A 19,605-nucleotide genomic window follows, 5' to 3' on the forward strand; every position below is an offset into this window, starting at 1 on the left:
GCACCCTGGCACCGGTGGTCGGCCGGAGCGGGTGGCCCCGGGGCGGGTCCGGGTTAGTCGGCGTGGTGTCGGCCGATGGAGCGCAACGAGCGGCGAGCGCTGTCCGGATCGGGTTCGTTGTTGGGCACCGGCTTGCTCAGACCGGTGACCCAGTCAACGAACTCTTCGTCCTGCGCTGCGAGCCGGACCTCCGCTGCCGGCTCCCCCGCCTCGTCGGCCTGGGAGCGACTGCGTCGGAACAGGTTTCGGCGGCGTGGCGCGGGCGGCGTTGCGCCGGCCACCAACGGGTCGGCTGATGTCGCCGCCGATGTCGCCGTTGCTGCGGTGTCCGGGTCGGCCTCGTCCTCGTCCGCTACCGGACGGGGCCGGGTCGCCGGTACGGGGTTGCCGGTGGTCGGCGGGGCCGATTCGACCGCGGCCGGAGCCGGGTGCGTTGGGGGGTCCGCCGTCGGCTCGGTGCCCGGGGCCGAATCGGTGCCCGCTGCGTCGGCCGCCGCCTCGGTTGCGGCTGCGGCGGTCGTGGCGGCTTGCTCCACTGGGCGGTTGCTCAGTGGCCAGCGCAGTATCGTGGCGGCTCGCTCGACCGGGCGTTCGATCAGTGGCCAGCGCAGCATCGCGGCGGCGGCCGAGCCGAGCCCGCCGGCGACCACTGCGAGCAGGGCGGCGTAGTACGGCGTGGCCTGGTACCGGTCCGCGTCCGTCCCAGGGCCCGCGGCCAGGTACGCGCCGGCCAGCAGCACCGGCCCGGGGAGTCCGGCCAGCGCGCCGACGGGTGTGGCCTGCCCGCGCCGACGGGCGAGGCCACCGGTGCCGGCTCCGGCCAGCAGCGCCGCCACCGGCAGGCCCAGCAGGCAGAGGCGGTCCGCCACGGCGGGATCGAGCCAGGAGGGTTCCCACACCCCGAGGCGTACTGCCCGAAGTGGACCGGTGTCGTTCAGCGACGGGGCAACCGAGGCCAGGGCGAGGAGCCAGACCAGGCCGGCGACGAATGCCATGCTCCAGAGCAGTGGGGGTCGCATCAGGACGGCCAGCGCCGCGCCCCCGCCGACCACCGCGCCGAGGAGTGCACCAGCGGCGACGGCCCAGACCGGTTCCACGGCGCCCACGTCGGCGGCTCGGGCGGACTGCATGCCCAGCGGCGCGACAACCGTGGCGCCGAGCGCGGCGGCGCCCGCCACGGCGACCTGCCGACCGGCACCGATCAGCGGGGCAGCCCGCCGTGCCAGCCGTTCGGCGCAGATGGCACCGGTGACAGCGGCGTTCGCCGCCAACCAGCCGACCCAGGCGAGCTGTGCCGGCCATTGGTTGACGCCCTCACTGGTGAAGGCGCCGGAGAAGCGCACGATGCCGAAGCCAAAGGCGACGCCGAGCTGACCGGCTCCGGCCAACAGGCCTACCCCGAGCGCCGTGAGCAGTAGTTTGCCCAAGGTCCGAAACGCCATGCCGGGCACGTTACGGTCCCGGTGCGGGCGCGCGCCACTGGCACGCCGGGCGGGTGCGGTAGCCCCGTCCGGCGGTGGGGCTACTTGAGCTCGACCAGTCGGGCCAGGTAGGTCGTGTCGCCCGTGTTGGTGAGCATGTGCACCGCACCCGGATCCCGATAGACGACACCGCCGGTTGGCTCGTCGGCGTCGATCCGGTCGCCGTCGATGGTCTGCACGACGTTCTTGGCACCCTGGATCGCCACCACCAGATACGGGTGGTCGTGCCGATGCAGCGGCTGCCGCTCACCGGGTGCCAGCCTGATGTGCCAGACCCGTACCCGGTCGTTCTCGAAAACGATCTCCTGGCCCACCGGGCCCAGCTCAAGGTCAGTTGTGGTCATTGTGGTCCATCCAGTTGGGGGAGCACCTCGGCGGCGATGAGCTCCAGGTGGTCGAGGTCGGCGAGGTCGATGAGGCGCAGGTGCACGCGGGTCGCTCCGATCGCGGCGAACTCGCCGATGCGTTCGACGAGCTGCGCGGGCGAGCCCACGACCGGATCCTCCGGGGGCAGTGCGCTGGGCCGGTGCAGCGGCGCGGCGCGGCGGTGTGCCTCGGCGTCGATGCGGCCGACCGCCACCACAATCCCGGCCGAGAGCACCAGTGGTGGCCGCCCGGACTCGGCCCGGCCGGCGGCATCGCACGCCTGGCGGACCCGCTCGTACGCGGCCGCCGTCTGCGCGACGGAGGTGAACGGCATGTTGAACTCGTCGGCGTAACGGGCAGCCAGGTCAGGGGTACGCTTCGCGCCACGACCGCCCACGATCACCGGTGGACCGGGGTGCTGGACCGGCTTCGGCAACGCCGGCGCGTCAACGAGTTGGTAGTGCTCTCCGCGGTAGCTGAACCCGGCCCCCGGAGGGGTACGCCACAGGCCGGTGACGATCTCCAGCTGTTCGGCCAGCCGGTCGAACCGTTCGCTGACGTTGGGGAAGGGGATCCCGTACGCGGTGTGCTCCCGTTCGTACCAGCCGGCGCCGATACCCAGCTCGACCCGGCCACCGCTCATCTGGTCAACCTGCGCCACCATGACAGCCAGTGGGCCGGGTAGCCGGAAGGTGGCCGACGTGACCAGCGTGCCGAGCCGGATTCGGCTGGTCTCCCGGGCCAGCGCGGCCAGGGTCAGCCAGGCGTCCGTGGGGCCAGGCAACGCCGGGTCGTCGCCCATCGCCCGGTAGTGGTCGGCGCGGAGGAAACCGTCGTAGCCGCAGTGCTCCGCGTGGCGGGCGAACCGGAGCTGGTCGTCGTAGCTGGCGCCACGGTGTGGCTCAGTGAATACCGAGACGCGCATCAGGGTGCCTCCGCCGACGCGGGTTCCTTCTCCGCGAGCAACTCGTGCAGGTCGGCGCTGACCCGGGCGACGTCGGCCAGATGTGCGTTGCGACCAAGCGTGCGCGGACGGGGGATGGAGACGTCAACGATGTCGCGGATGCGGCCGGGGCGAGGGCTGAGCACGACCACTCGGTCAGCCAGCAGGACCGCTTCCTCGATCGAGTGGGTGACGAAGACGACCGTCGCCGACGTCTCCATGTGCACCCGCTGTAGCTCACCGGAGAGCTCCTCGCGGGTGAGCGCGTCAAGTGCGGAGAAGGGCTCGTCCATCAGCATCACCCGGGGCTCGCCGATCAGTGAGCGGCAGAGCGAGACCCGCTGTTGCATGCCGCCGGAGAGCTCGTGTGGCAGCCGCCTCTCGAATCCGGCGAGGCCGGTCAGCTCCAGCAGCTGCCGGGCCCGGTCGCGGTACCGAGCCCGCTGCCAGCCGAAGATCTCCGCGGGGAGGAGGACGTTGTCGAGCACCGTGCGCCAGGGCAGTAGGGCCGGTCGCTGGAACAGCATCGCGACATCCGGTCGGGGATGGGTGACTGGTGCGTCCGCGACGGTGACCTCCCCGGTGGTAACCGGGAGTAATCCAGCGATGAGTCGGAGCAGAGTGGACTTGCCGCATCCGGAGCGGCCGAGTACGGCCACGAATTCGCCGTCGGCGATGTCAAGATCGATGCCGCGCAGGGCCTCGACTCGGCCGGAGCGGCCATCGAAGATCCGGGATACCCCGGACAGCCGGATCATCCGGTGGGCCTTCCTGAGTTGACAGTCAGTGATCAAGGAATAGGGTACCGGCCCGGCACGGCAACGATGCTGGCTGGGGTGGGAATAGTTGTGTCCGTTCCGCAACCCGGCATACCTGGCGGTGCGGCGGCGGTTTTCTCGTACGCTGTGCCCCCGAAGAGTCCCCTCACGATGGTGGCGCCGGCTTCACCCTTCGGGTCGCCGCCACCCGACTACCCCTCCGGTGGCTCTCGGCCCCGGTCGGAAAGGACAAGGTGCACTGATGAGAAGGCTGACCCGTACGGTCGCCGCGGCCACGATGGCCGCTGCGTTGGCGACGGTTGGGGCGTGTAGCAGCGACTCGGACTCCACCGAGGGGGGTGACGGCGCGATGGAGAAGGTAACCTACCTCACCTCCTTCGGAAACTTCGGCCGAGACTCCTACGCCTGGGTGGCGAAGGAGAAGGGCTTCTTCCGCGACGCGGGTTTTGATGTCGAGATCAAGCCGGGGCAGGGCACCGGTAGCACTATTCAGACGGTCTCTGGAGGTCAGGCGGACTTCGGGCCGGTCGACCTCACCGGTAGCCTGCTCCAGTTCGGCAACGGCGAGGCCAAGGACTTCGTCGTCGTCGCCGCGATCCAGCAGCGCACCATGGCCGGCATCGCCACCGTCGAGGGTACGAACATCGCCACGCCGAAGGACCTCGAGGGCAAGAAGATCGCGGACTCCCCCACCTCGGTGGTCCGCAACCTCTTCCCCACGTACGCGGAGTTGGCCGGCGTTGACGCGAGCAAGGTGACCTGGGTCAACGGTCAGCCGCAGGACCTGATGGGCACCCTCGCCGCCGGCACGGTCGACGGCATCGGGCAGTTCGTCGTGGGCCAGCCGACCATCGAGGCGATCGCCAAGAAGAAGGCGGTCATGCTGCCGTACAGCGAGTACATGCAGGACCTCTACGGCAACGTGCTGATCACCTCCGCGACCATCGCCAAAGAGAAGCCGGAAATGGTCAAGCGGTTCAGCGAGGCCCTGTTGAAGGGCTTGGACTACGCGTTGGATAACCCGCAGGAGGCAGCCGAGCTGCTAAAGAAGAATGTGGACTCGACGAACGTGGAGTCCGCCAGGGCGGAGCTGGAGTTGATGGCCGGCTACGTCCGGTCCAGCAACAGTGGTGCGGTGCTGGGCACGCTGGACAGTGCCCGAGTGGCGAAGAGCATCGCCATCCTACGGGGTGCGGGACAGCTCAAGCAGGAGCTCGAGCCCGACCAGGTCATCGACTTCAGCCTCACACCGAAGTCCTGATCGACCACCGTTCGGGGGTGTGGACCGGTCCCGGTCCGCACCCCCGCCGTGTGCCGGCCCGCAGCCGGCAGGAAGGAGGGAGGCTGTGACCGAGACCCGGACCCGCCCTGAGGGGCCGGCGGCGGGGGTGGTGAACCCGCCCGCGGCCGCCCACGGGTGGCGGGCGATCCCGGTGGGGGACGTCGGGCTTCCGTTGCTCGGGCTGGTGGTCGCACTGGCCTGTTGGTGGCTGGTCACCACAGGGTTCGGCCTCGTACACCCGGCCGCCTTGCCGCCACCGCAGGCCGTCGGGGACTCGATGGTCGAGAGGGGTGGTGTGCTCATGCCCGCACTCGGGATTACCACCTTGATGACGGTGGCGGGCTTCCTGCTCTCGGCGGCGGCCGGGGTGCTGATCGGGGTTGCGCTGGCGGCGTCTCGACACCTCGAGCGGATGTTCGCGCCGCTGCTCGTCGCCGTCAACGCGGTGCCGAAAATCGCGCTTGGTCCGCTACTCGTGGTGTCATTCGGCTGGGGTGCGAAGCCGGTCCTGACCATGGTGTTCCTGCTCTGCTTCTTCCCGATCGTGCTCTCCACCGCGACTGGCCTGACCACCACCCCGGCGGACCTGGCCGAACTGGCGCGGTCGCTGCACGCATCCTGGTGGCAGTCGTTCCGGAAGGTGCGCTTCCCGGCCGCGCTACCGCAGGTCTTCGTCGGCCTCAAGGTGGCAATGCCGCTGGCCGCCATCGGGGCGGTGATCGGGGAGTTCTACTCGGACCAGCCGGGCCTGGGCTATCAGATCCTGCAGTACAACGGGATTGGGGAGACCGCGACGGCGTGGGCCGCGATCGTGTTGATCGCCGCAATGAGCATCGGGCTCTATTCCCTGCTCTACCTCGTCGAACGGCTCGCCCTGCCCTGGGTTCGGGCGACCACGTCGGCTCGGTGATCCAGCCGGCATGAGGCGGACCCGCCCGGCCCGGTACCACCGGGCCGGGCGGAGGTGTTACCCGGCCAGGTGCCAGCGGCCGTTGCGCACGACCAGAGTGGTCAGTGCCTGCGGCATGAGGCCCGAGTGGTTGTCCGGAGTCAGCCGGATCGGACCCGAGAGACCGTCCATCTGCGAGGTCTCCAGCACGTTCCGAATGCCCTCCCGGTCAGGCTTGCCGGAGTTGCTGGGGGACCGCACGGCGGCGTCGGTGATGAGCTGGAGGGCGTCCGCAGCGAACGAGGACGAACCGTGGTAGCCGCCGAATCGGGCGGTGTAGTCCTGGAACCACTGTCGCCGTGCCGCCTTTGCCGGAGTGGTGGCGATCACGTCGTCGATCACCATGGTCTGAGTGAAGACCATGGTGGCGTTCTCCGCGGCCTGGGCCGTCGTACCGAGGAAGAGCTCACCCGCGGCCGAGGCATCGAAGTAGAGCGCGCCTTCGAAGTTGCCCTCCCGCGCGGTGACGGCGGCGAGACCAGCCTGCTCGGCGCGGGCCCAGAGCACCAACGCCTCGGGCTCGTCCTCAACCAGCGCGGTGATCTGGCTGGAGACGTCAGTGTCGGTGGCGCGGACGGTCTTTACTCCCCGTACCTCGATGTCGGCCTTGTCCAGCGCGGCCTCGAGGACGGTAAGCCCCTCCGTGCCGTAGGCGTCGTCGCTGCGCAGTACCCCCACCTCGTCGATCTTGTTGCGACGAAGCTCGACAGCGAGGGCTGCGGCGCTGTCTGGTGCGCTCGGAGCCAGCTTGAACACGTAGCGGCGCTCCGTTGCCGGGCTGGCGATGGCCTCGGCGGCGGCCAGCGCCACCATCGGCACCTGCTGCCCGTTGACGGCCTCCACCGCGCCTATCGCGCATTCGTTGCAACCGCCCATGACGATCGCGCTGACCTGTGGGTCGGTGCTGAAGTCGGTGACGTTGCGGAGGGACTCGCTCGCGTCGGAGCGGTTGTCCTTGACCCGAAGCTCGATCTGCCGTCCGTTCAGCGCGCCCGATGAGTTGAGCTGATCGGCTTTGAGCTCGAGAGCCCGCTGGTAGGTCTTGCCCAGCGGCGCGCCGGGCCCGGACAGTTCCAGGTCGGCGGCGATGATGATCGGGCTGGTGTCTTGCTCCTCCGTGCCGAACTGGCAGGCGGTGAGCGTGGCGGCCAGGACGGCCGAGGTGAGTGCCGCGGTTGCGGAGCGGATGGGGCTCAACGTTGTCCTCCAGGTACGGCACGGGAGCCGGCGGATCGTCCGTTATCGCTGGGATATCGATCACTTTTCCCGTACGGTGTGCGCGCAGCCTGGAAAACCTTGCCAATGTCGGGCCCCGTGGTCAAGCGAGCCGGGCGGAGGCGTTTCGGGACGAAAATCTCACATGCTGGGGTGACGTAAAGTTTGCGTCTGATTACCAAACCGTATTGCTACACCAATGCGCGTCTACATTGCCTGTTCAGGGCGTTGCCAAATTGGTGGCATTCGTGGACTGTGGCATCGGCTGGGCGTCATCCGGCCCTTTCCGGCTTCAGCTCGGCTTCCCAAATCCCGTCCCGTCTGATGAAATCGCGGCCGTGCCGCGCATGGTTTCACTTCTGCTGGACCAGACCTGGGTCGGCGGTTCAGGCGTGGATGGAATGACGGAGGCGATGTCGTGAGCACCGGACCGACGACCCTGCCCGCAAGCGGCGGCATCCAGCAGCCGAAGCGGCGCTGGCTGCCTCAGCTCCGCAATGCGCGAATCCGCTCGAAGCTGGCGCTGATCCTGGTCGTGCCGGTCGCCGCGGTCATCGCACTGGCGACTGTTCGTCTGATCACAGTCGGCGAGGGTGCGTACGACGCCACGCGGGCCAAAGCGCTCACCGAACTCTCCATCGACATCTCGGCGCTCACTCAGGACCTGCATACCGAGCGAATGGCGGCTGCGGTCTATATCGCGTCGACGGGAGAGGCGGAAGTCGCCGCCGACGCCTACAACCTGCGGGTGCGCAGCACCGACGAGCGGGTGCAGGCCTACCGGGAGGAACGCGAGCTCTTCGACGAGCTGCCCGCCGCCGTCAGCGACCGGGTGGCGGCCATCGACGGGCACCTTGAGACGCTGGACGCGATTCGGCAGCAGGTGCTGGACCGTAAGCAGATGGTGGTCGCCGAGTCGGCGTTGCGCTACGGCGTAATCCTCGCCGACCTGGTGGCCTACAGCGACGGTCTCGCCCAACTCCCCGGCGACGAGCGGCTGGCGGAGGCTCGGCGGGCCGTCGCGGCCTTCGCCCGGGCCAAGGCCGCAGTCGCCGAGGAAGAGTCCGTCGCCTACACCGCGTTGAGCGCCGGCGGTTTCGACGAGGAGCAGTACTCCTCCTTCGTGGCGACGTTGACCAGCCGGCAGGAGGCGCTGCTCGCCTTCGCCCTCGCGGCGGAGCCGGCGCAACGCTCGTTTGTGGAGAACACCATCTCGGGTGACGCGGTCACGCTGTCGGACACCGTCGCCGTGGACATCGCCCGCTCGGTCGGCCAGCAGTCCCCGGTGAGTGCGGAGGAGGCCAGCGCCGCCCTCGGCGCCGTCCACGACCTCATGCGGTGGACCGAGGCCCGGCTGCAGGCGGAGCTGCTCGGCGATACCGAGCAGGACCGTTCGGACGTCCTCCGACAGGCCGTCGTCGAGTCGCTGCTGGTGTTGTTGACCCTGATCATCGCGGTCACCCTCGCCGTGGTGCTGGCCCGTTCGCTGAACCACTCGCTGCACCGGCTGCGGGAGGGCGCGCTGGCTGTGGCCAACCACGATCTGCCCGAAGCGGTACGTCGCCTGCAGAACATGGAGGCGGTTGACGAGGGCGGGGTTGATGAAATCGTCCGGGAGATTCGGGAACCGATCCGGCTCACCAACCAGGACGAGGTCGGTCAGGTCGCCGTCGCCTTCAACGTGGTGCACCGGGAGGCGGTCCGGGTAGCCGCGGAGCAGGCCGCGCTGCGGACCAGTGTCTCAGCGATGTTCCTCAACCTGGCCCGGCGGAGTCAGACGCTGGTTGACCGCATGATCGGGGAACTGGACGCGATCGAGCGTGGTGAGGAGGACCCGAAGCGGCTGGCCCGCCTCTTCGAACTGGACCACCTGGCCACCCGAATGCGCCGCAACGACGAGAACCTGCTGGTCCTCGCTGGGGCCGACTCGACCGTACCCCGGCGGGAGGACGCGCTCCTGGTGGACGTGCTACGGGCCGCGCAGTCCGAGGTCGAGCTCTACAACCGGATCGAGTTCGGCACCGTCGACACGGACGTGTCGGTGGCCGCGCACGTGGTCAACGACGTGGTCCGGCTCGTCGCCGAACTACTCGACAACGCCACCCGCTTCTCACCGCCAAACACCACTGTGGTCGCCGACGGGCGGCGGATCCGCGACTACGTGCTCATCCAGGTCGAGGATCGTGGTCTCGGCCTCTCCGACGAGCAACTCGACTCACTCAACCAGCGGCTGGCGGAGCCGCAGAGCGTCGATGTCGCGGCGTTCCGGCTGATGGGCCTGGCCGTGGTGAGCCGGCTCGCTGAGCGGCACAGCATTCGGGTCGAGCTGCGCCGCAACGTTGAGGGGGGCATCGTCGCCCAGGTAACCCTGCCGACGGCCGCGGTTGTGCTGCCCGTCGGGCGGGGGCCAGCCCAGCTCACCCGCCCTCGCCAGCCGCTCGCGGTGGAGCAGGGCCCGTCCAGCTCGGTCGGCTTTGGCGACCCGGTGGCGGTCACCACGAGCGCCGCTACCCTGCCGGAGCAGCGGCAGCCCGAGCCAGCCCCGTGGCCGGTACCGGCTGTTACCAGCGTGGCGCCGGACCTGACCGGCGGGGTAACCGGGGCCGAGCCCAGCCTCAGCGTCACCGGTGGTCTCGGTGACGCGCCCACCGCGTCGTACCCACTGCCGCAACGGAACCCCTCGGGTGAGTCGTCGGTTGCGACCGCGGCCTTCCCCACCGTGGCTGCCACCCCACCATCGTCAGTCGAACCGCCGTCCGCCGGTCCACTCGGCGCCGATAGCACGATGGCCGGTGGGCTCGGGGCGGACCTGGCCGCCACCGCATCGATCGACGCGGCGCCCTTGTCCGCGCCGCCGGCAGCACCGGCGGCGGCACCGGCGGAGGCGCCGATCTTCCGGGAGATGGAGGCGGTCTGGTTCCGGACGCACGGCAACGATGCGACCGCCATCTTCACCCGGCCGGACTTCGACAAGGCGGCCCCGGGCCCGTCCGCGACGGCGAGTTCCCCAGCCGAGCCGCAGCTACCCACCCGGGCTCCCGGAACCACGACGACTCCGCCGGCCGCCACCCCGGCGCCGTCGTCCGCTCCCGCTTTCACTGGACCGCCGCCGCCGGTCCCGCCGGTCCCGCCGAGTGCCGCCGGGGCTCCGGCCGGCGGTGGCAGTGCGTGGCGCACCGTCGCGGATGAGGGTTGGAGCCGGGCCAGCCAGGCTGCCGAGCCGGCCAGCGGTGGTACCACCCGTTCCGGTCTGCCGAAGCGGGTGCCGAAGGCACAACTCGTCCCCGGTGGGATCGAGCCCCGGACCCGGGAACGGACCCGCCGGACGCCGGACGACGTCCGCGGCCTGCTGTCGGCATATCACCGTGGCGTGCAGCGCGGCCGTGCGGCCGGCTCGGACCCCAACAGCACCTCGAGCAAGGAGACGAGCTGATGAACAGGCCAGCGACCATGCAGGACATGGGTTGGCTGCTCAGTAACTTCGCCGACAGCGTGGCGGGCATCGCTCACGTGGTTGCGGTGTCCGCCGACGGGCTGCTGCTCGCCTCGTCCCGGGATCTGCCCGCGGACCGCGCAGACCAGCTCGCGGCGATCACCTCCGGCGTGGTGAGCCTGACCGACGGCGCGTCCCGCATGTTCAGCGCCGGTGGGGTGCTGCAGACGGTCATCGAGATGGACAGCGGCTACCTCTTCCTGATGTCGATCAGTGACGGGTCGTCAATGGCGGTTCTCGCTGCTCGCAGCTGCGACGTCGGGCAAGTCGGCTATGAGATGGCACTCCTGGTGGAACGGGTCGGTGCCGCCCTGGTGCCGTTGCCTCGGGACGCGGTGTCTTGATGATCATTGGGCTCCGGACGGCGCCGCCCGAGGAATGTAGATCCGGCGTCGAAGGGGCACCGATCGGGCGAGAGGGGAGGTGACAGCGGATGGACGGCCGGCGGACCGAATCACGTGGGGAACTGGTGCGCCCGTATGCGGTCACTCGGGGCCGGACCGAGCCGCAGCAGGACATCACCCTGGAGGCGGTGCTCTCCGCGAGCGCCACGGCGGCTGCCGAGTCACGTTTCGCGGGGCACGACAAGCACCGCATCGCGACGATTTGTGAGGGCCGGGCGCAGTCGTTGGCGGAGATCGCCGCGTATACCCGGATGCCCCTCGGCGTAACCCGGGTACTGGTGGCCGACATGGTGGCCGAGGGCTTGCTGACGCTACACACTGCCGCTCCCACGATGGGGTTTGTGGAGCGGATGAACCTGCTTGGAAGGGTGCTAAGTGGACTTCGCGAACTATGACCCCGCCAGGGCGAGCCGGGAGATCATCTCCGCGAAGATCGTCGTCGCGGGGGGCTTCGGCGTCGGAAAGACGACGCTGGTCGGGGCGATCTCGGAGATCACACCGCTGACCACAGAGGCGATCATGACCGCAGCCGGTGTCGGCATCGACGATCCATCCAAAGTGCCGGGCAAGGAGACGACGACAGTCGCCATGGACTTCGGCCGGATCACCATGGCGCAGGATCTGATCCTGTACCTGTTCGGCACACCCGGCCAGACTCGATTCTGGTTCATGTGGGACGAGATCATTCGTGGTGCGGTCGGGGCGGCCGTCCTGGTGGACACCCGCCGGATCACCGATGCCTTCGCCCCGCTGGACTACTTCGAGAACCGTAAGCTGCCGTACGTGGTCGCGCTCAACCGGTTCGACGGTGCCCCCAACTACGAGTTGGCGGAGGTGCGCGAGGCGCTCGCCATCCCGGCGGACGTGCCGCTGGTGCTGACCGATGCCCGCAGCCGGGACTCGGTCAAGCAGGTGCTGGTGACCGTCGTCGAGCATGCCATGAGCCGCCTGCAGGCCGAGCACAACCGCGGCTACCCGACTCCGGTCGGCTGAGCCGTCGCCGGTGACCGGCGCCTCCGGCGTCGGTCCGCGCGCCCGGCCCGTCACCTGGCTGCGGGCCGGGGCTGCGGCGGCTCCGCGTCAGTCGACCCGGAGGCGGTAGCCGCGCTTCACCACCGTCTGCACCGCCCCGGGGGCCTTCAGCCCGGCGCGCAGGCGCGCCACCGCCATCTCCACCGCGTGTTCGTCGGCCCCGCGCGGCAGCATCCGGAGCAGCGCGGCCCGGGACAGGACTCGCCCCGGGGACGCCGCCAGCGTCCGCAGCACCGCCATCGGGGCCGGTGCCAGTGGTCGCAGTTCACCATCGACCACGGCGGCATGCCCGCGCAGGGTGAGGAGGTGGCCGGCGGCTTTGAGCGTGACCGCGCGCCGCGGCAATTCCGCGACGATCGTTCGGACCAGAGCGCCCAACCGGGCCCGCTCAGGAGCGCTGACCGGCACCCCTCGTCGCCGCAGCGGCTCCGCGGTCACCGTCCCCACACAGCTCGCCAGCACCGCACCCCGGAACGCGTCGAGCACCCGGTCGGTCCGGTCCCCGGCGGCGCGTAGCAACGCCTCGGCGGCCGGTGCCGAGGTGAACGTCACCGCGTCCACCATCCGGTCGGCGACCAGGTCGATCAACCGATGCAGTGGTGTCGGGTCGGTCGGCGGGGCCCAACGGTAGACCGGCACCGCGATCACGGTCGCGCCGGCCGCAACCAGCGCCCTCGCGCACTCGGGTTGCACCCCGCCGTGCAGCTGCATGGCGACCACCTGGCCGGCCACACCCCGGTCCCGCAGATGCTGCACCACCTCGGCGCAGCTCTCCGAGGCGGGCGACCACTGATCATGCAGGCCGGCGGCTCGGATCGCGCCGCGGGCCTTCGGACCGCGCGCCACCACGTACGCCTCGCGAAGCGCCGCGCGCAGTGGCTCAGCGAGCCCCCAGCCTTCGGCCGCCTCCAGCCAGCCCCGCATCCCGATCCCGGTGTCGGCCATCAGGACATCTGGTGGTCGATCGAGGCAGGCCCGCGTCGCCGCGCGTAGCTCGGTGTCGTCGGCGAGCGGCACGATCCGCAGGGCCGGCGCGAAGACCACCCGCGCCCCGTGCCGCTGGAGTAGCGCCGCCAGTTCGTCCCGACGCCGGTCGGCGGTCACCCCGACGGTGAAGCCGGCCAGTTCGTCGCGCATCTACGCCTCCTCTCGCAGCCGTACCTCGACCAGTCCGGCCCGGCACCGCACCTCGTGCCACCGGACCGCGACGCCCGGTAGGTCCAGGCAGTCTCCGGTACGCAGGTCGTATGCCTGTTTGTGTAGTGGGGAGGCGACTGTCGGCACACTGCCCCGGCTGCCCACGATTCCGCGCGAGAGCACGTATGTATCGGTGACCGGGTCCCGGTTGTCGATGGCGAAGAGGTCGGCGGTGGTGCGGAAGAGCGCCACCTGGACGCCGTCCACGAGCGCTGCCACCCCCCGACCCGGGTCAAGGCAGGTCAGTGGACAGACCACTGTCCACTCCCGCGGTTGGCCGGTCATCGCCGTACCTGCGGCAGTCCCAGCCCGACCGGCTGTCGGCTCCCGGTCTCTTCGGCCTGCGCCGGTACTCGTTGTCCACGTTCCTCGGTGAATCGGATGGAGGGGTCGGGCACCTCGGGCGCGTTGACGAACGAGGTAAACCGGCCGAGCCGGGCCGGATCCTTGAGGACGTCGCGCCACTCGTCGGAGTACGACCCCACGTGTCGGGCCATCGCCACGTCCAACTCGGCGCAGAGCCCGAGCGAGTCGTCCACGATGACCGCGCTCAGGTGCTCCAGGCCGCCGTCCATCGCCTCGATCCAGGCCGCGGTACGTTGCAGCCGATCCGCGGTGCGGATGTAGTACATCAGGAAGCGGTCGATCAGCCGTACCAGCGCCTCGGTGGTCAGGTCGGTGGCGAAGAGGTCGGCGTGCCGGGGTCGGAATCCGCCGTTGCCGCCGACGTAGAGGTTCCAGCCGGCGTCGGTGGCGATGATGCCGAAGTCCTTGCCGCGCGCCTCGGCGCACTCCCGGGCGCAACCGGAGACCGCAGCTTTGATCTTGTGGGGGGCGCGGAGCCCGCGGTAGCGCAGCTCCAGCGCGATGGCCAACCCGACCGAGTCCTGCACCCCGTACCGGCACCAGGTGGACCCGACGCAGGACTTCACCGTCCGCAGTGCCTTGCCGTACGCGTGGCCGGATTCGAACCCCGCGTCGACCAGCCGGCGCCAGATCTGCGGCAACTGCTCCACCCGCGCGCCGAGCAGGTCGATGCGTTGTCCGCCGGTGATTTTCGTGTAGAGCGCGAAGTCCCGGGCCACCTCGCCGAGCACGATCAGCTTCTCCGGGGTGATCTCGCCACCGGGTATTCGGGGCACCACCGAGTAGCTGCCGTCCCGCTGCAGGTTGGCCAGGAAGTGGTCATTGGTGTCCTGTAGCGACGCTCGCTCGCCGTCGAGGAGGTGCCCGGTGCCGAGGGAGGCCAGGATTGAGGCCACCACCGGCTTGCAGATGTCACAGCCAGCTCCCCGGCCGTACTCGGCAATCAGGCTGGAGAAGGTGCGGATCTCCCGGATCCGGATGAGGTCGAAGAGCTCCTGGCGGCTCACCTCGAAGTGTTCGCAGAGCCCGCGGGGCTGCCCAACTCCGGCGGCGTCGAGCAGCTGCCGGAGCATCGGTACGCAGGAGCCGCAGCTGGTGCCGGCCCGGGTGCACGCCTTCAACGCCGGCACGTCGGTCGCGCCGCCGGCGATCGCCGTGTCCAGGTCGACGCGGGTCACCGCGTTGCAGGAGCAGACCTGCGTGGAACCGGGGAGCGCCGCCGCCCCGGTGCCCGCACCGGCCGGGGCGAGCAGCGCGAGCGGCGCGGCAGGCAACGCCTGACCGACGCTGGCCCGCAACGTCGGGTACGCGTCGGCGTCACCGACCAGCACGCCGCCGAGCAGCGTCTGCGCATCGTCGGAGAGGACCAGCTTCGCGTACACCCGGGTGGCCGGGTCGGTGAAGGTCACGTCGAGACAGCCCGGGGTGGTGCCGTGGGCGTCGCCGAAGGAGGCGACATCCACGCCGAGCAGCTTCAGCTTGGTGGCGGTGTCCGCGTTGGGGACGGTGGCCGCTCCGCCGACCAGGCGGTCGGCCACTGTCTCCGCCATCGCGTAGCCGGGGCCGACCAGACCGTGGCAGGTGCCGTCCACGGCGGCGCACTCGCCGACCGCCCAGATCCGCTCATCGGCACTGCGGCAGGTGCGGTCGACCAGCACCCCGCCTTGGCGGCCAAGGGGCAGGTCGGCGGCGCGGGCCAGCTCATCCCGGGGACGGATGCCAGCCGCAACAACGACCAGGTCGGCGGCCACTCGACCGCCGTCGGCCAGTTCCAGCTGGGCCACCGAGCCGTCCGGGCCGGGGTGCAGCGCGCTGGTGGCGACCCCGAGGTGGCAGGCGACGCCCAACTCCTCGACGTATCGACGCAGCAGCGCCCCGCCGGCGGTGTCCACCTGCATCGGCATCAGCCGCGGTGCGAACTCCACGACGCTGGTGGCGAGGCCGAGCAGCCGCAGCGCGTTCGCCGCCTCCAGGCCGAGCAGCCCACCGCCGATCACCGCGCCCCGCCGGCGGCCCCGGGCGTGCGCGCGGATCGCGGCCAGGTCGTCCTGGGTGCGGTAGGTGAAGACTCCCGGCAGGTCGGCGCCGTCGATCGGCGGCACGAAGGGGGATGAGCCGGTGGCCAATACCAGCGCGTCGTACGGGTACTCACCGGCGGTCGTCGCCACGACGCGTCGGGCCCGGTCGATCGCGGTGACCGACGTGCCGAGCCGTAGCCGTACCTGCGGATCCGGGGTGTGCAGGTTCAGTTCATCTGGGTCCACCCCGTCGAAGAGGGCAGAGAGACGCACCCGGTCGTACGCGGGCCGGGACTCCTCGCCGAGCACGGTCACCCGCCACTGACCGTTGCTGTCGCGGTCCCGCAACGCGTCCACGAACCGCTGCCCGACCATGCCATTGCCGACGACGACCAGTCGGCCTTTCCTCATCGTTCCACCTCCACAGATTCCATGGTGGAGAGCCAGTCGGTGATGCCGGCGACCGCGTCCCGGCAGGAGCCGCAGCCCGTACCGGCGCGGGTGGCCGCCACCACCTCGTCAACCGTCCGCGCCCCGCGGCGCCAACTCTCCACCAGCGTTCCTTTGTCGACGTTGTTGCAGTGGCAGACCGTCGCCGCGGCCGGCATCAGCGCCGGTGTCGTGGCCGGTTCCGCCGGTCCCGCGCCGAGTACCCGGCCGAGCAGCAGCGACCGCCGGTCGCTGGGCACCGGCTGCCCCCGGTCGAAGAGCTGGATGACCGTGCCGACGGAGGGGTTGTCGCCCACCAGGATCGCGGCGGTCAGCCGTTCGTGGTTGATTCGTAGCCGGGCGTACGTGCCGCCGGCCGGGTCGGTGAAGGTCAGCTCCTCACCGGGGCCGTCGCCAGGGTCACCCATCGCTGCCAGATCGATGCCGGCGGTCTTGAGCCGGGTCACCACCGGTCTCGGCCGGTATCGGGCCGACGGGTCCGCGCCGCTGAGCACCTGTGCCAGCACCCGTGCCTGCGCCCAGGCCGGGGCCACCAGGCCGGTCAGGGTGTCGCCGTGTTGGGCGCAGTCGCCGATGGCCGAGATGCGCTGGTCGCTGGTGCGCAGCTGGTCGTCAACGAGGACTCCCTGCTGTACGGCCAGGTCAGCAGCGGTGGCGAGCGCGGTGTCCGGGCGTACGCCGCAGGCGAGCACCAGCAGGTCGGCGTCGAATGAGCGACCGTCGGCGAGCTCGAGGCGGACGCCGCGGGAGTCGGCGCGCACGGCGGTAGCCGGTACGGCCAGCTGGGTGGTTACCCCGAGGTCGGCGAGGGTGTGGGCGAGCACGGCCGCCGCGGCCGGGTCGAGTTGCCGCTCCATCAGGTACGGCACCGGGTGCACCACCGTCACTTCGAGCCCGCGGCTGGCGAGCCCGCGCGCCGCCTCCAGTCCGAGTAGCCCGCCGCCGAGCACCAGCACACGGTGGGCCCGGTCAGCAACCGCGAGGATGCGGCGGCAGTCATCCAGGGTGCGAAACGACACCACCCGCTCTGGCAGTTCCCCGCCGGTCAGCCCGGTCAGTGGGGGGACAACGGCGCGGCTACCGGTGGCCAGGACCAGATGGTCGTAGTGGATCCGGTCGCCCCGGTCGGTGCGGACCGTACGGTCCTCGCGGTCGATCGCGGTAACGCAGACCCCGGTGTGCAGGTCGACTCCGTGTCCGGCGGCCTCGGTCAGCTGTACGTCCGGCTCCCCGATGGTTCCAGCCAGTAGGGTGGAGAGCATGATCCGGTTGTACGCCCGGTGCGGTTCTGTCCCGAATGCGGTTACCTTCCGGTCCCCGCCGCGTGCGGAGAGCTCACTGGCGAGGCGGGTGCCGGCCATTCCGTTGCCGATGATCACGATTCGGTCGGTCACGTCGCCGCCACCTTCTCCACTCGGACCGCACAGATCTTGAATTCCGGCATCCCGGAGATCGGGTCAACGGCGTCGTTGGTGACCGTGTTGGCGCGGGCGGTGCCGCCCCAATGGAACGGGGCGAAGACGGTGTCCGGCCGAATCGCCGGGCTGAGCCGGGCCGGGGCGACCAGTTCCCCCCGGCGGGAGCGCACCCGGACCGGCTCGCCATCGGTCACGCCCAGCCGGTCGGCGACGTCCGGATGCAGTTCGACGAAGGCCGCTGGTGCAGCCCGGCGCAGCGCGGGCACCCGGCGGGTCTGAGTGCCCGACTGGTACTGGGCGAGCACCCGTCCGGTGGTGAGGTGCAGCGGGTAGGCGGCGCACACCTGCTCCGCGGCGGGTCGGTGCTGCACGGCGTGGAACCGGGCGCGCCCGTCGGGGGTGGGGAACCGGTCGGCGAAGAGCCGGGGGGTGTCCGGCCCGTCGATCTCCGGGCAGGGCCAGAACGCTCCCTCCTGCGCGTCGATTCGTTCCCAGCTGATCCCGGCGTAGTCGGCGAGCCCGCCGGCCGAGGCTGCTCGGAGCTCCTCGAACACCACCTGCGGCTCGGGCGAGAGGGCGGGCCCTCGGCCCCGGTCGGCGGGGCGTCCGGGGCCCTGCTCCAGCGCCGCGGCGAGGGCGGCGAGGAGCTCCAGGTCGGTCCGGACGCCGGGTGGTGGGCTGCGGAGCGCCCGCCGACGCAGGACCCGTCCCTCCAGGTTGGTCATGGTGCCGTCCTCCTCGGCCCACTGCGCGGTCGGCAGCACCACGTCGGCGAGGGCCGCCGTCTCGGAGCGCAGGAAGTCGACGACCACCAGCAGATCGAGGTCGCGCAGGCGGCCCTCGATCCGGGCCGCCCGGGGCGCGGAGACCACCGGGTTGGAGCCGAACACCAGCAGCGCCTTCGGCCCGTCCGGGGTGCCGAGCGAGTCCAGCAGCCGGTACGCGGGCACCCCGGGCCCCGGTAGGTCCTCCGCTGGCACGCCCCAGACCGCGGCGACGTGCTCTCGGTCGGCGGGGTTGTCGATGCGGCGGTAGCCGGGAAGCTGGTCGGCCTTCTGGCCGTGTTCCCGGCCGCCCTGGCCGTTGCCCTGCCCGGTCAGGCAGCCGTAGCCGGAGCCGGGGCGACCGGGCAGGCCCAGGGCGAGCGCCAGGTTCACGTACCCGGTGACGGTGTCGACCCCCTTGGCGTGTTGCTCGGCGCCGCGGGCGGTGAGGATGATCGCCCGCTGGGCGCTGCCCAGCGCACGTGCGGCCGCCTCCAGATCGGCCACCGACACCCCGGACAGCGCCTCGGCGCGGGCTGGCCACCACTCCGCCACCGCCCGGCGGACCTCGTCGAAGCCGGTGGTGCGTCCGGCGACGTAGCTGTGGTCCACCAACCCCTCGGCGAGCGCGATGTGCAGCAGCGCGTTGGCCACCGCCAGGTCGGTGCCGGGCAGCGGCTGTAGGTGCAGGTCGGCCTGGCGGGCGGTGGCGGTGACTCGCGGATCCACCACGATCAGCCGCCCCCCTCGGCGGCGTTGCTCGGTCAGCCGGCGTACCAGTGGGGGCATCGTCTCGGCCGGGTTCGCGCCGACCAGCAGCAGGGTGTCGGCGGTGCCCAGGTCGGCCAGGGGGAAGGGGAGACCCCGGTCGACACCGAAGGCGCGCATCCCGGCGGCAGCCGCCGACGACATGCAGAACCGCCCGTTGTAGTCGATGTGTCGGGTCCGGAGCACCACCCGGGCGAACTTGCCCAGCGCGTACGCCTTCTCGTTGGTGAGGCCACCGCCGCCGAAGACGGCGACTGCGTCTCGCCCGTGGTCGGCCTGGATGGTGCGGATGCCGGTGACGATCCGGTCCAGGGCCGCGTCCCAGCTCGCGGGGCGCAGCTCGCCGCTGGCGGGGTCGCGAAGCAGCGGGGTGGTGAGGCGTTCCGGGTGGTCCAGTAGCTCGGCGGCGGTCCAGCCCTTCTGGCAGAGCCCGCCCTGGTTGGTGGGGAACCAGCGGGGGAGTACGGCCACGTCGCCATCTGCCTGGCGCAGGGTCATCCCGCACTGGAGAGCGCAGTACGGGCAGTGCGTCGCCGCCTCGAGGTGGGGTTGTCCGGTTGCGGTAGCGGGGCGCGTACCGTCTGTCATGCCGGTGAAGCGTGCCGGTAGGGGGTTTCCGGCCCGGATCCCGCGTGTTTCGGTCCGGTCAAGTCGGGCGCACGGTCTCGGCAGGCTGACTG

Annotated in this window: 16 protein-coding genes; 6 read left to right on the plus strand and 10 right to left on the minus strand. The window is 70.9% G+C overall.

What is annotated here, in order from left to right; translation table 11 throughout:
- Positions 1 to 53: 53 nt before the first annotated feature.
- The 4 genes from K228_RS0100395 to K228_RS0100410 all read right to left on the minus strand — a co-directional run bounded on the left by K228_RS0100395 (position 54) and on the right by K228_RS0100410 (position 3,548).
- The gene (locus K228_RS0100395; RefSeq protein ID WP_025616619.1) at positions 54 to 1,442 is read right to left on the minus strand and encodes a hypothetical protein; all 1,389 of its coding nucleotides are present in this window, start codon (positions 1,440 to 1,442) and stop codon (positions 54 to 56) included.
- A gap of 80 nt (positions 1,443 to 1,522) precedes the next feature.
- Positions 1,523 to 1,825, minus strand: coding sequence for a cupin domain-containing protein (locus tag K228_RS0100400; RefSeq protein WP_018222607.1), 303 nt, complete (start codon positions 1,823 to 1,825; stop codon positions 1,523 to 1,525).
- The gene (locus tag K228_RS0100405; protein ID WP_025616620.1) at positions 1,822 to 2,772 is read right to left on the minus strand and encodes an LLM class F420-dependent oxidoreductase; all 951 of its coding nucleotides are present in this window, start codon (positions 2,770 to 2,772) and stop codon (positions 1,822 to 1,824) included. The genes K228_RS0100400 and K228_RS0100405 overlap by 4 nt, the downstream gene beginning before the upstream one ends.
- The gene (locus tag K228_RS0100410; RefSeq protein WP_025616621.1) at positions 2,772 to 3,548 is read right to left on the minus strand and encodes an ABC transporter ATP-binding protein; all 777 of its coding nucleotides are present in this window, start codon (positions 3,546 to 3,548) and stop codon (positions 2,772 to 2,774) included. The genes K228_RS0100405 and K228_RS0100410 overlap by 1 nt, the downstream gene beginning before the upstream one ends.
- Positions 3,549 to 3,810: 262 nt before the next feature.
- Here K228_RS0100410 and K228_RS0100415 point away from each other — a divergent pair, with 262 nt between their 5' ends.
- Together K228_RS0100415 and K228_RS0100420 are read left to right on the plus strand one after the other, a co-directional pair.
- Complete coding sequence (locus tag K228_RS0100415; protein WP_025616622.1) at positions 3,811 to 4,830, plus strand: ABC transporter substrate-binding protein; 1,020 nt, start codon at positions 3,811 to 3,813, stop codon at positions 4,828 to 4,830.
- 85 nt (positions 4,831 to 4,915) lie between these two features.
- Positions 4,916 to 5,761, plus strand: a complete 846-nt coding sequence (locus tag K228_RS0100420) for an ABC transporter permease (RefSeq protein ID WP_025616623.1) — start codon at positions 4,916 to 4,918, stop codon at positions 5,759 to 5,761.
- Between the two features lie 57 nt (positions 5,762 to 5,818).
- Here K228_RS0100420 and K228_RS0100425 read toward each other — a convergent pair whose 3' ends face one another.
- Positions 5,819 to 6,997: an ABC transporter substrate-binding protein gene (locus K228_RS0100425; RefSeq protein ID WP_025616624.1), complete on the minus strand. Its 1,179-nt coding sequence runs from the start codon at positions 6,995 to 6,997 to the stop codon at positions 5,819 to 5,821.
- Positions 6,998 to 7,433: 436 nt separating this feature from the next.
- Between K228_RS0100425 and K228_RS0100430 the strand changes: the two genes are divergently transcribed.
- The 4 genes from K228_RS0100430 to K228_RS0100445 all read left to right on the plus strand — a co-directional run bounded on the left by K228_RS0100430 (position 7,434) and on the right by K228_RS0100445 (position 11,905).
- Positions 7,434 to 10,448: a sensor histidine kinase gene (locus tag K228_RS0100430; RefSeq protein ID WP_025616625.1), complete on the plus strand. Its 3,015-nt coding sequence runs from the start codon at positions 7,434 to 7,436 to the stop codon at positions 10,446 to 10,448.
- Complete coding sequence (locus K228_RS0100435; RefSeq protein ID WP_025616626.1) at positions 10,448 to 10,852, plus strand: roadblock/LC7 domain-containing protein; 405 nt, start codon at positions 10,448 to 10,450, stop codon at positions 10,850 to 10,852. The genes K228_RS0100430 and K228_RS0100435 overlap by 1 nt, the downstream gene beginning before the upstream one ends.
- A gap of 89 nt (positions 10,853 to 10,941) precedes the next feature.
- Entirely contained in the window at positions 10,942 to 11,307 is a 366-nt protein-coding gene (locus K228_RS0100440) for a DUF742 domain-containing protein (RefSeq protein ID WP_025616627.1), read from the plus strand.
- Positions 11,288 to 11,905, plus strand: coding sequence for a GTP-binding protein (locus tag K228_RS0100445; protein ID WP_025616628.1), 618 nt, complete (start codon positions 11,288 to 11,290; stop codon positions 11,903 to 11,905). Before K228_RS0100440 ends, K228_RS0100445 begins: the two co-directional genes overlap by 20 nt.
- An 87-nt stretch (positions 11,906 to 11,992) precedes the next feature.
- Here K228_RS0100445 and K228_RS0100450 read toward each other — a convergent pair whose 3' ends face one another.
- Genes K228_RS0100450 through K228_RS0100470 form a run of 5 tightly spaced genes read right to left on the minus strand, consistent with a single transcriptional unit; the run spans position 11,993 to position 19,513 of the window.
- The gene (locus K228_RS0100450) at positions 11,993 to 13,081 is read right to left on the minus strand and encodes a uroporphyrinogen-III synthase (protein ID WP_025616629.1); all 1,089 of its coding nucleotides are present in this window, start codon (positions 13,079 to 13,081) and stop codon (positions 11,993 to 11,995) included.
- On the minus strand, positions 13,082 to 13,426 hold the full coding sequence (nirD, locus tag K228_RS0100455) for a nitrite reductase small subunit NirD (protein WP_025616630.1): 345 nt from the start codon (positions 13,424 to 13,426) through the stop codon (positions 13,082 to 13,084).
- A complete protein-coding gene (nirB, locus tag K228_RS0100460; protein ID WP_025616631.1) occupies positions 13,423 to 15,936 on the minus strand; it encodes a nitrite reductase large subunit NirB in 2,514 nt (837 codons plus the stop codon). Before nirB ends, nirD begins: the two co-directional genes overlap by 4 nt.
- Positions 15,933 to 17,369 (minus strand): FAD-dependent oxidoreductase, encoded by a 1,437-nt coding sequence (locus tag K228_RS0100465; RefSeq protein ID WP_025616632.1) that lies wholly within the window; start codon positions 17,367 to 17,369, stop codon positions 15,933 to 15,935. Before K228_RS0100465 ends, nirB begins: the two co-directional genes overlap by 4 nt.
- The gene (locus tag K228_RS0100470; protein ID WP_050580919.1) at positions 17,366 to 19,513 is read right to left on the minus strand and encodes a molybdopterin oxidoreductase family protein; all 2,148 of its coding nucleotides are present in this window, start codon (positions 19,511 to 19,513) and stop codon (positions 17,366 to 17,368) included. The genes K228_RS0100465 and K228_RS0100470 overlap by 4 nt, the downstream gene beginning before the upstream one ends.
- Positions 19,514 to 19,605 lie beyond the last annotated feature (92 nt).

It is taken from the genome of Salinispora cortesiana, from assembly GCF_000484695.1.
Classification (GTDB): Bacteria; Actinomycetota; Actinomycetes; order Mycobacteriales; family Micromonosporaceae; genus Micromonospora; species Micromonospora cortesiana.

Bases quoted from the DNA above. Each gene is read 5' to 3' on its own strand.
- nirD (WP_025616630.1), bottom strand. From the start codon at position 13,426: ATGACCGGCCAACCGCGGGAGTGGACAGTGGTCTGTCCACTGACCTGC.
- K228_RS0100435 (WP_025616626.1), top strand. From the start codon at position 10,448: ATGAACAGGCCAGCGACCATGCAGGACATGGGTTGGCTGCTCAGTAAC.
- K228_RS0100400 (WP_018222607.1), bottom strand. From the start codon at position 1,825: ATGACCACAACTGACCTTGAGCTGGGCCCGGTGGGCCAGGAGATCGTT.
- K228_RS0100395 (WP_025616619.1), bottom strand. From the start codon at position 1,442: ATGGCGTTTCGGACCTTGGGCAAACTACTGCTCACGGCGCTCGGGGTA.
- K228_RS0100410 (WP_025616621.1), bottom strand. From the start codon at position 3,548: ATGATCCGGCTGTCCGGGGTATCCCGGATCTTCGATGGCCGCTCCGGC.
- K228_RS0100415 (WP_025616622.1), top strand. From the start codon at position 3,811: ATGAGAAGGCTGACCCGTACGGTCGCCGCGGCCACGATGGCCGCTGCG.
- K228_RS0100470 (WP_050580919.1), bottom strand. From the start codon at position 19,513: ATGACAGACGGTACGCGCCCCGCTACCGCAACCGGACAACCCCACCTC.
- K228_RS0100440 (WP_025616627.1), top strand. From the start codon at position 10,942: ATGGACGGCCGGCGGACCGAATCACGTGGGGAACTGGTGCGCCCGTAT.
- K228_RS0100405 (WP_025616620.1), bottom strand. From the start codon at position 2,772: ATGCGCGTCTCGGTATTCACTGAGCCACACCGTGGCGCCAGCTACGAC.
- K228_RS0100450 (WP_025616629.1), bottom strand. From the start codon at position 13,081: ATGCGCGACGAACTGGCCGGCTTCACCGTCGGGGTGACCGCCGACCGG.
- nirB (WP_025616631.1), bottom strand. From the start codon at position 15,936: ATGAGGAAAGGCCGACTGGTCGTCGTCGGCAATGGCATGGTCGGGCAG.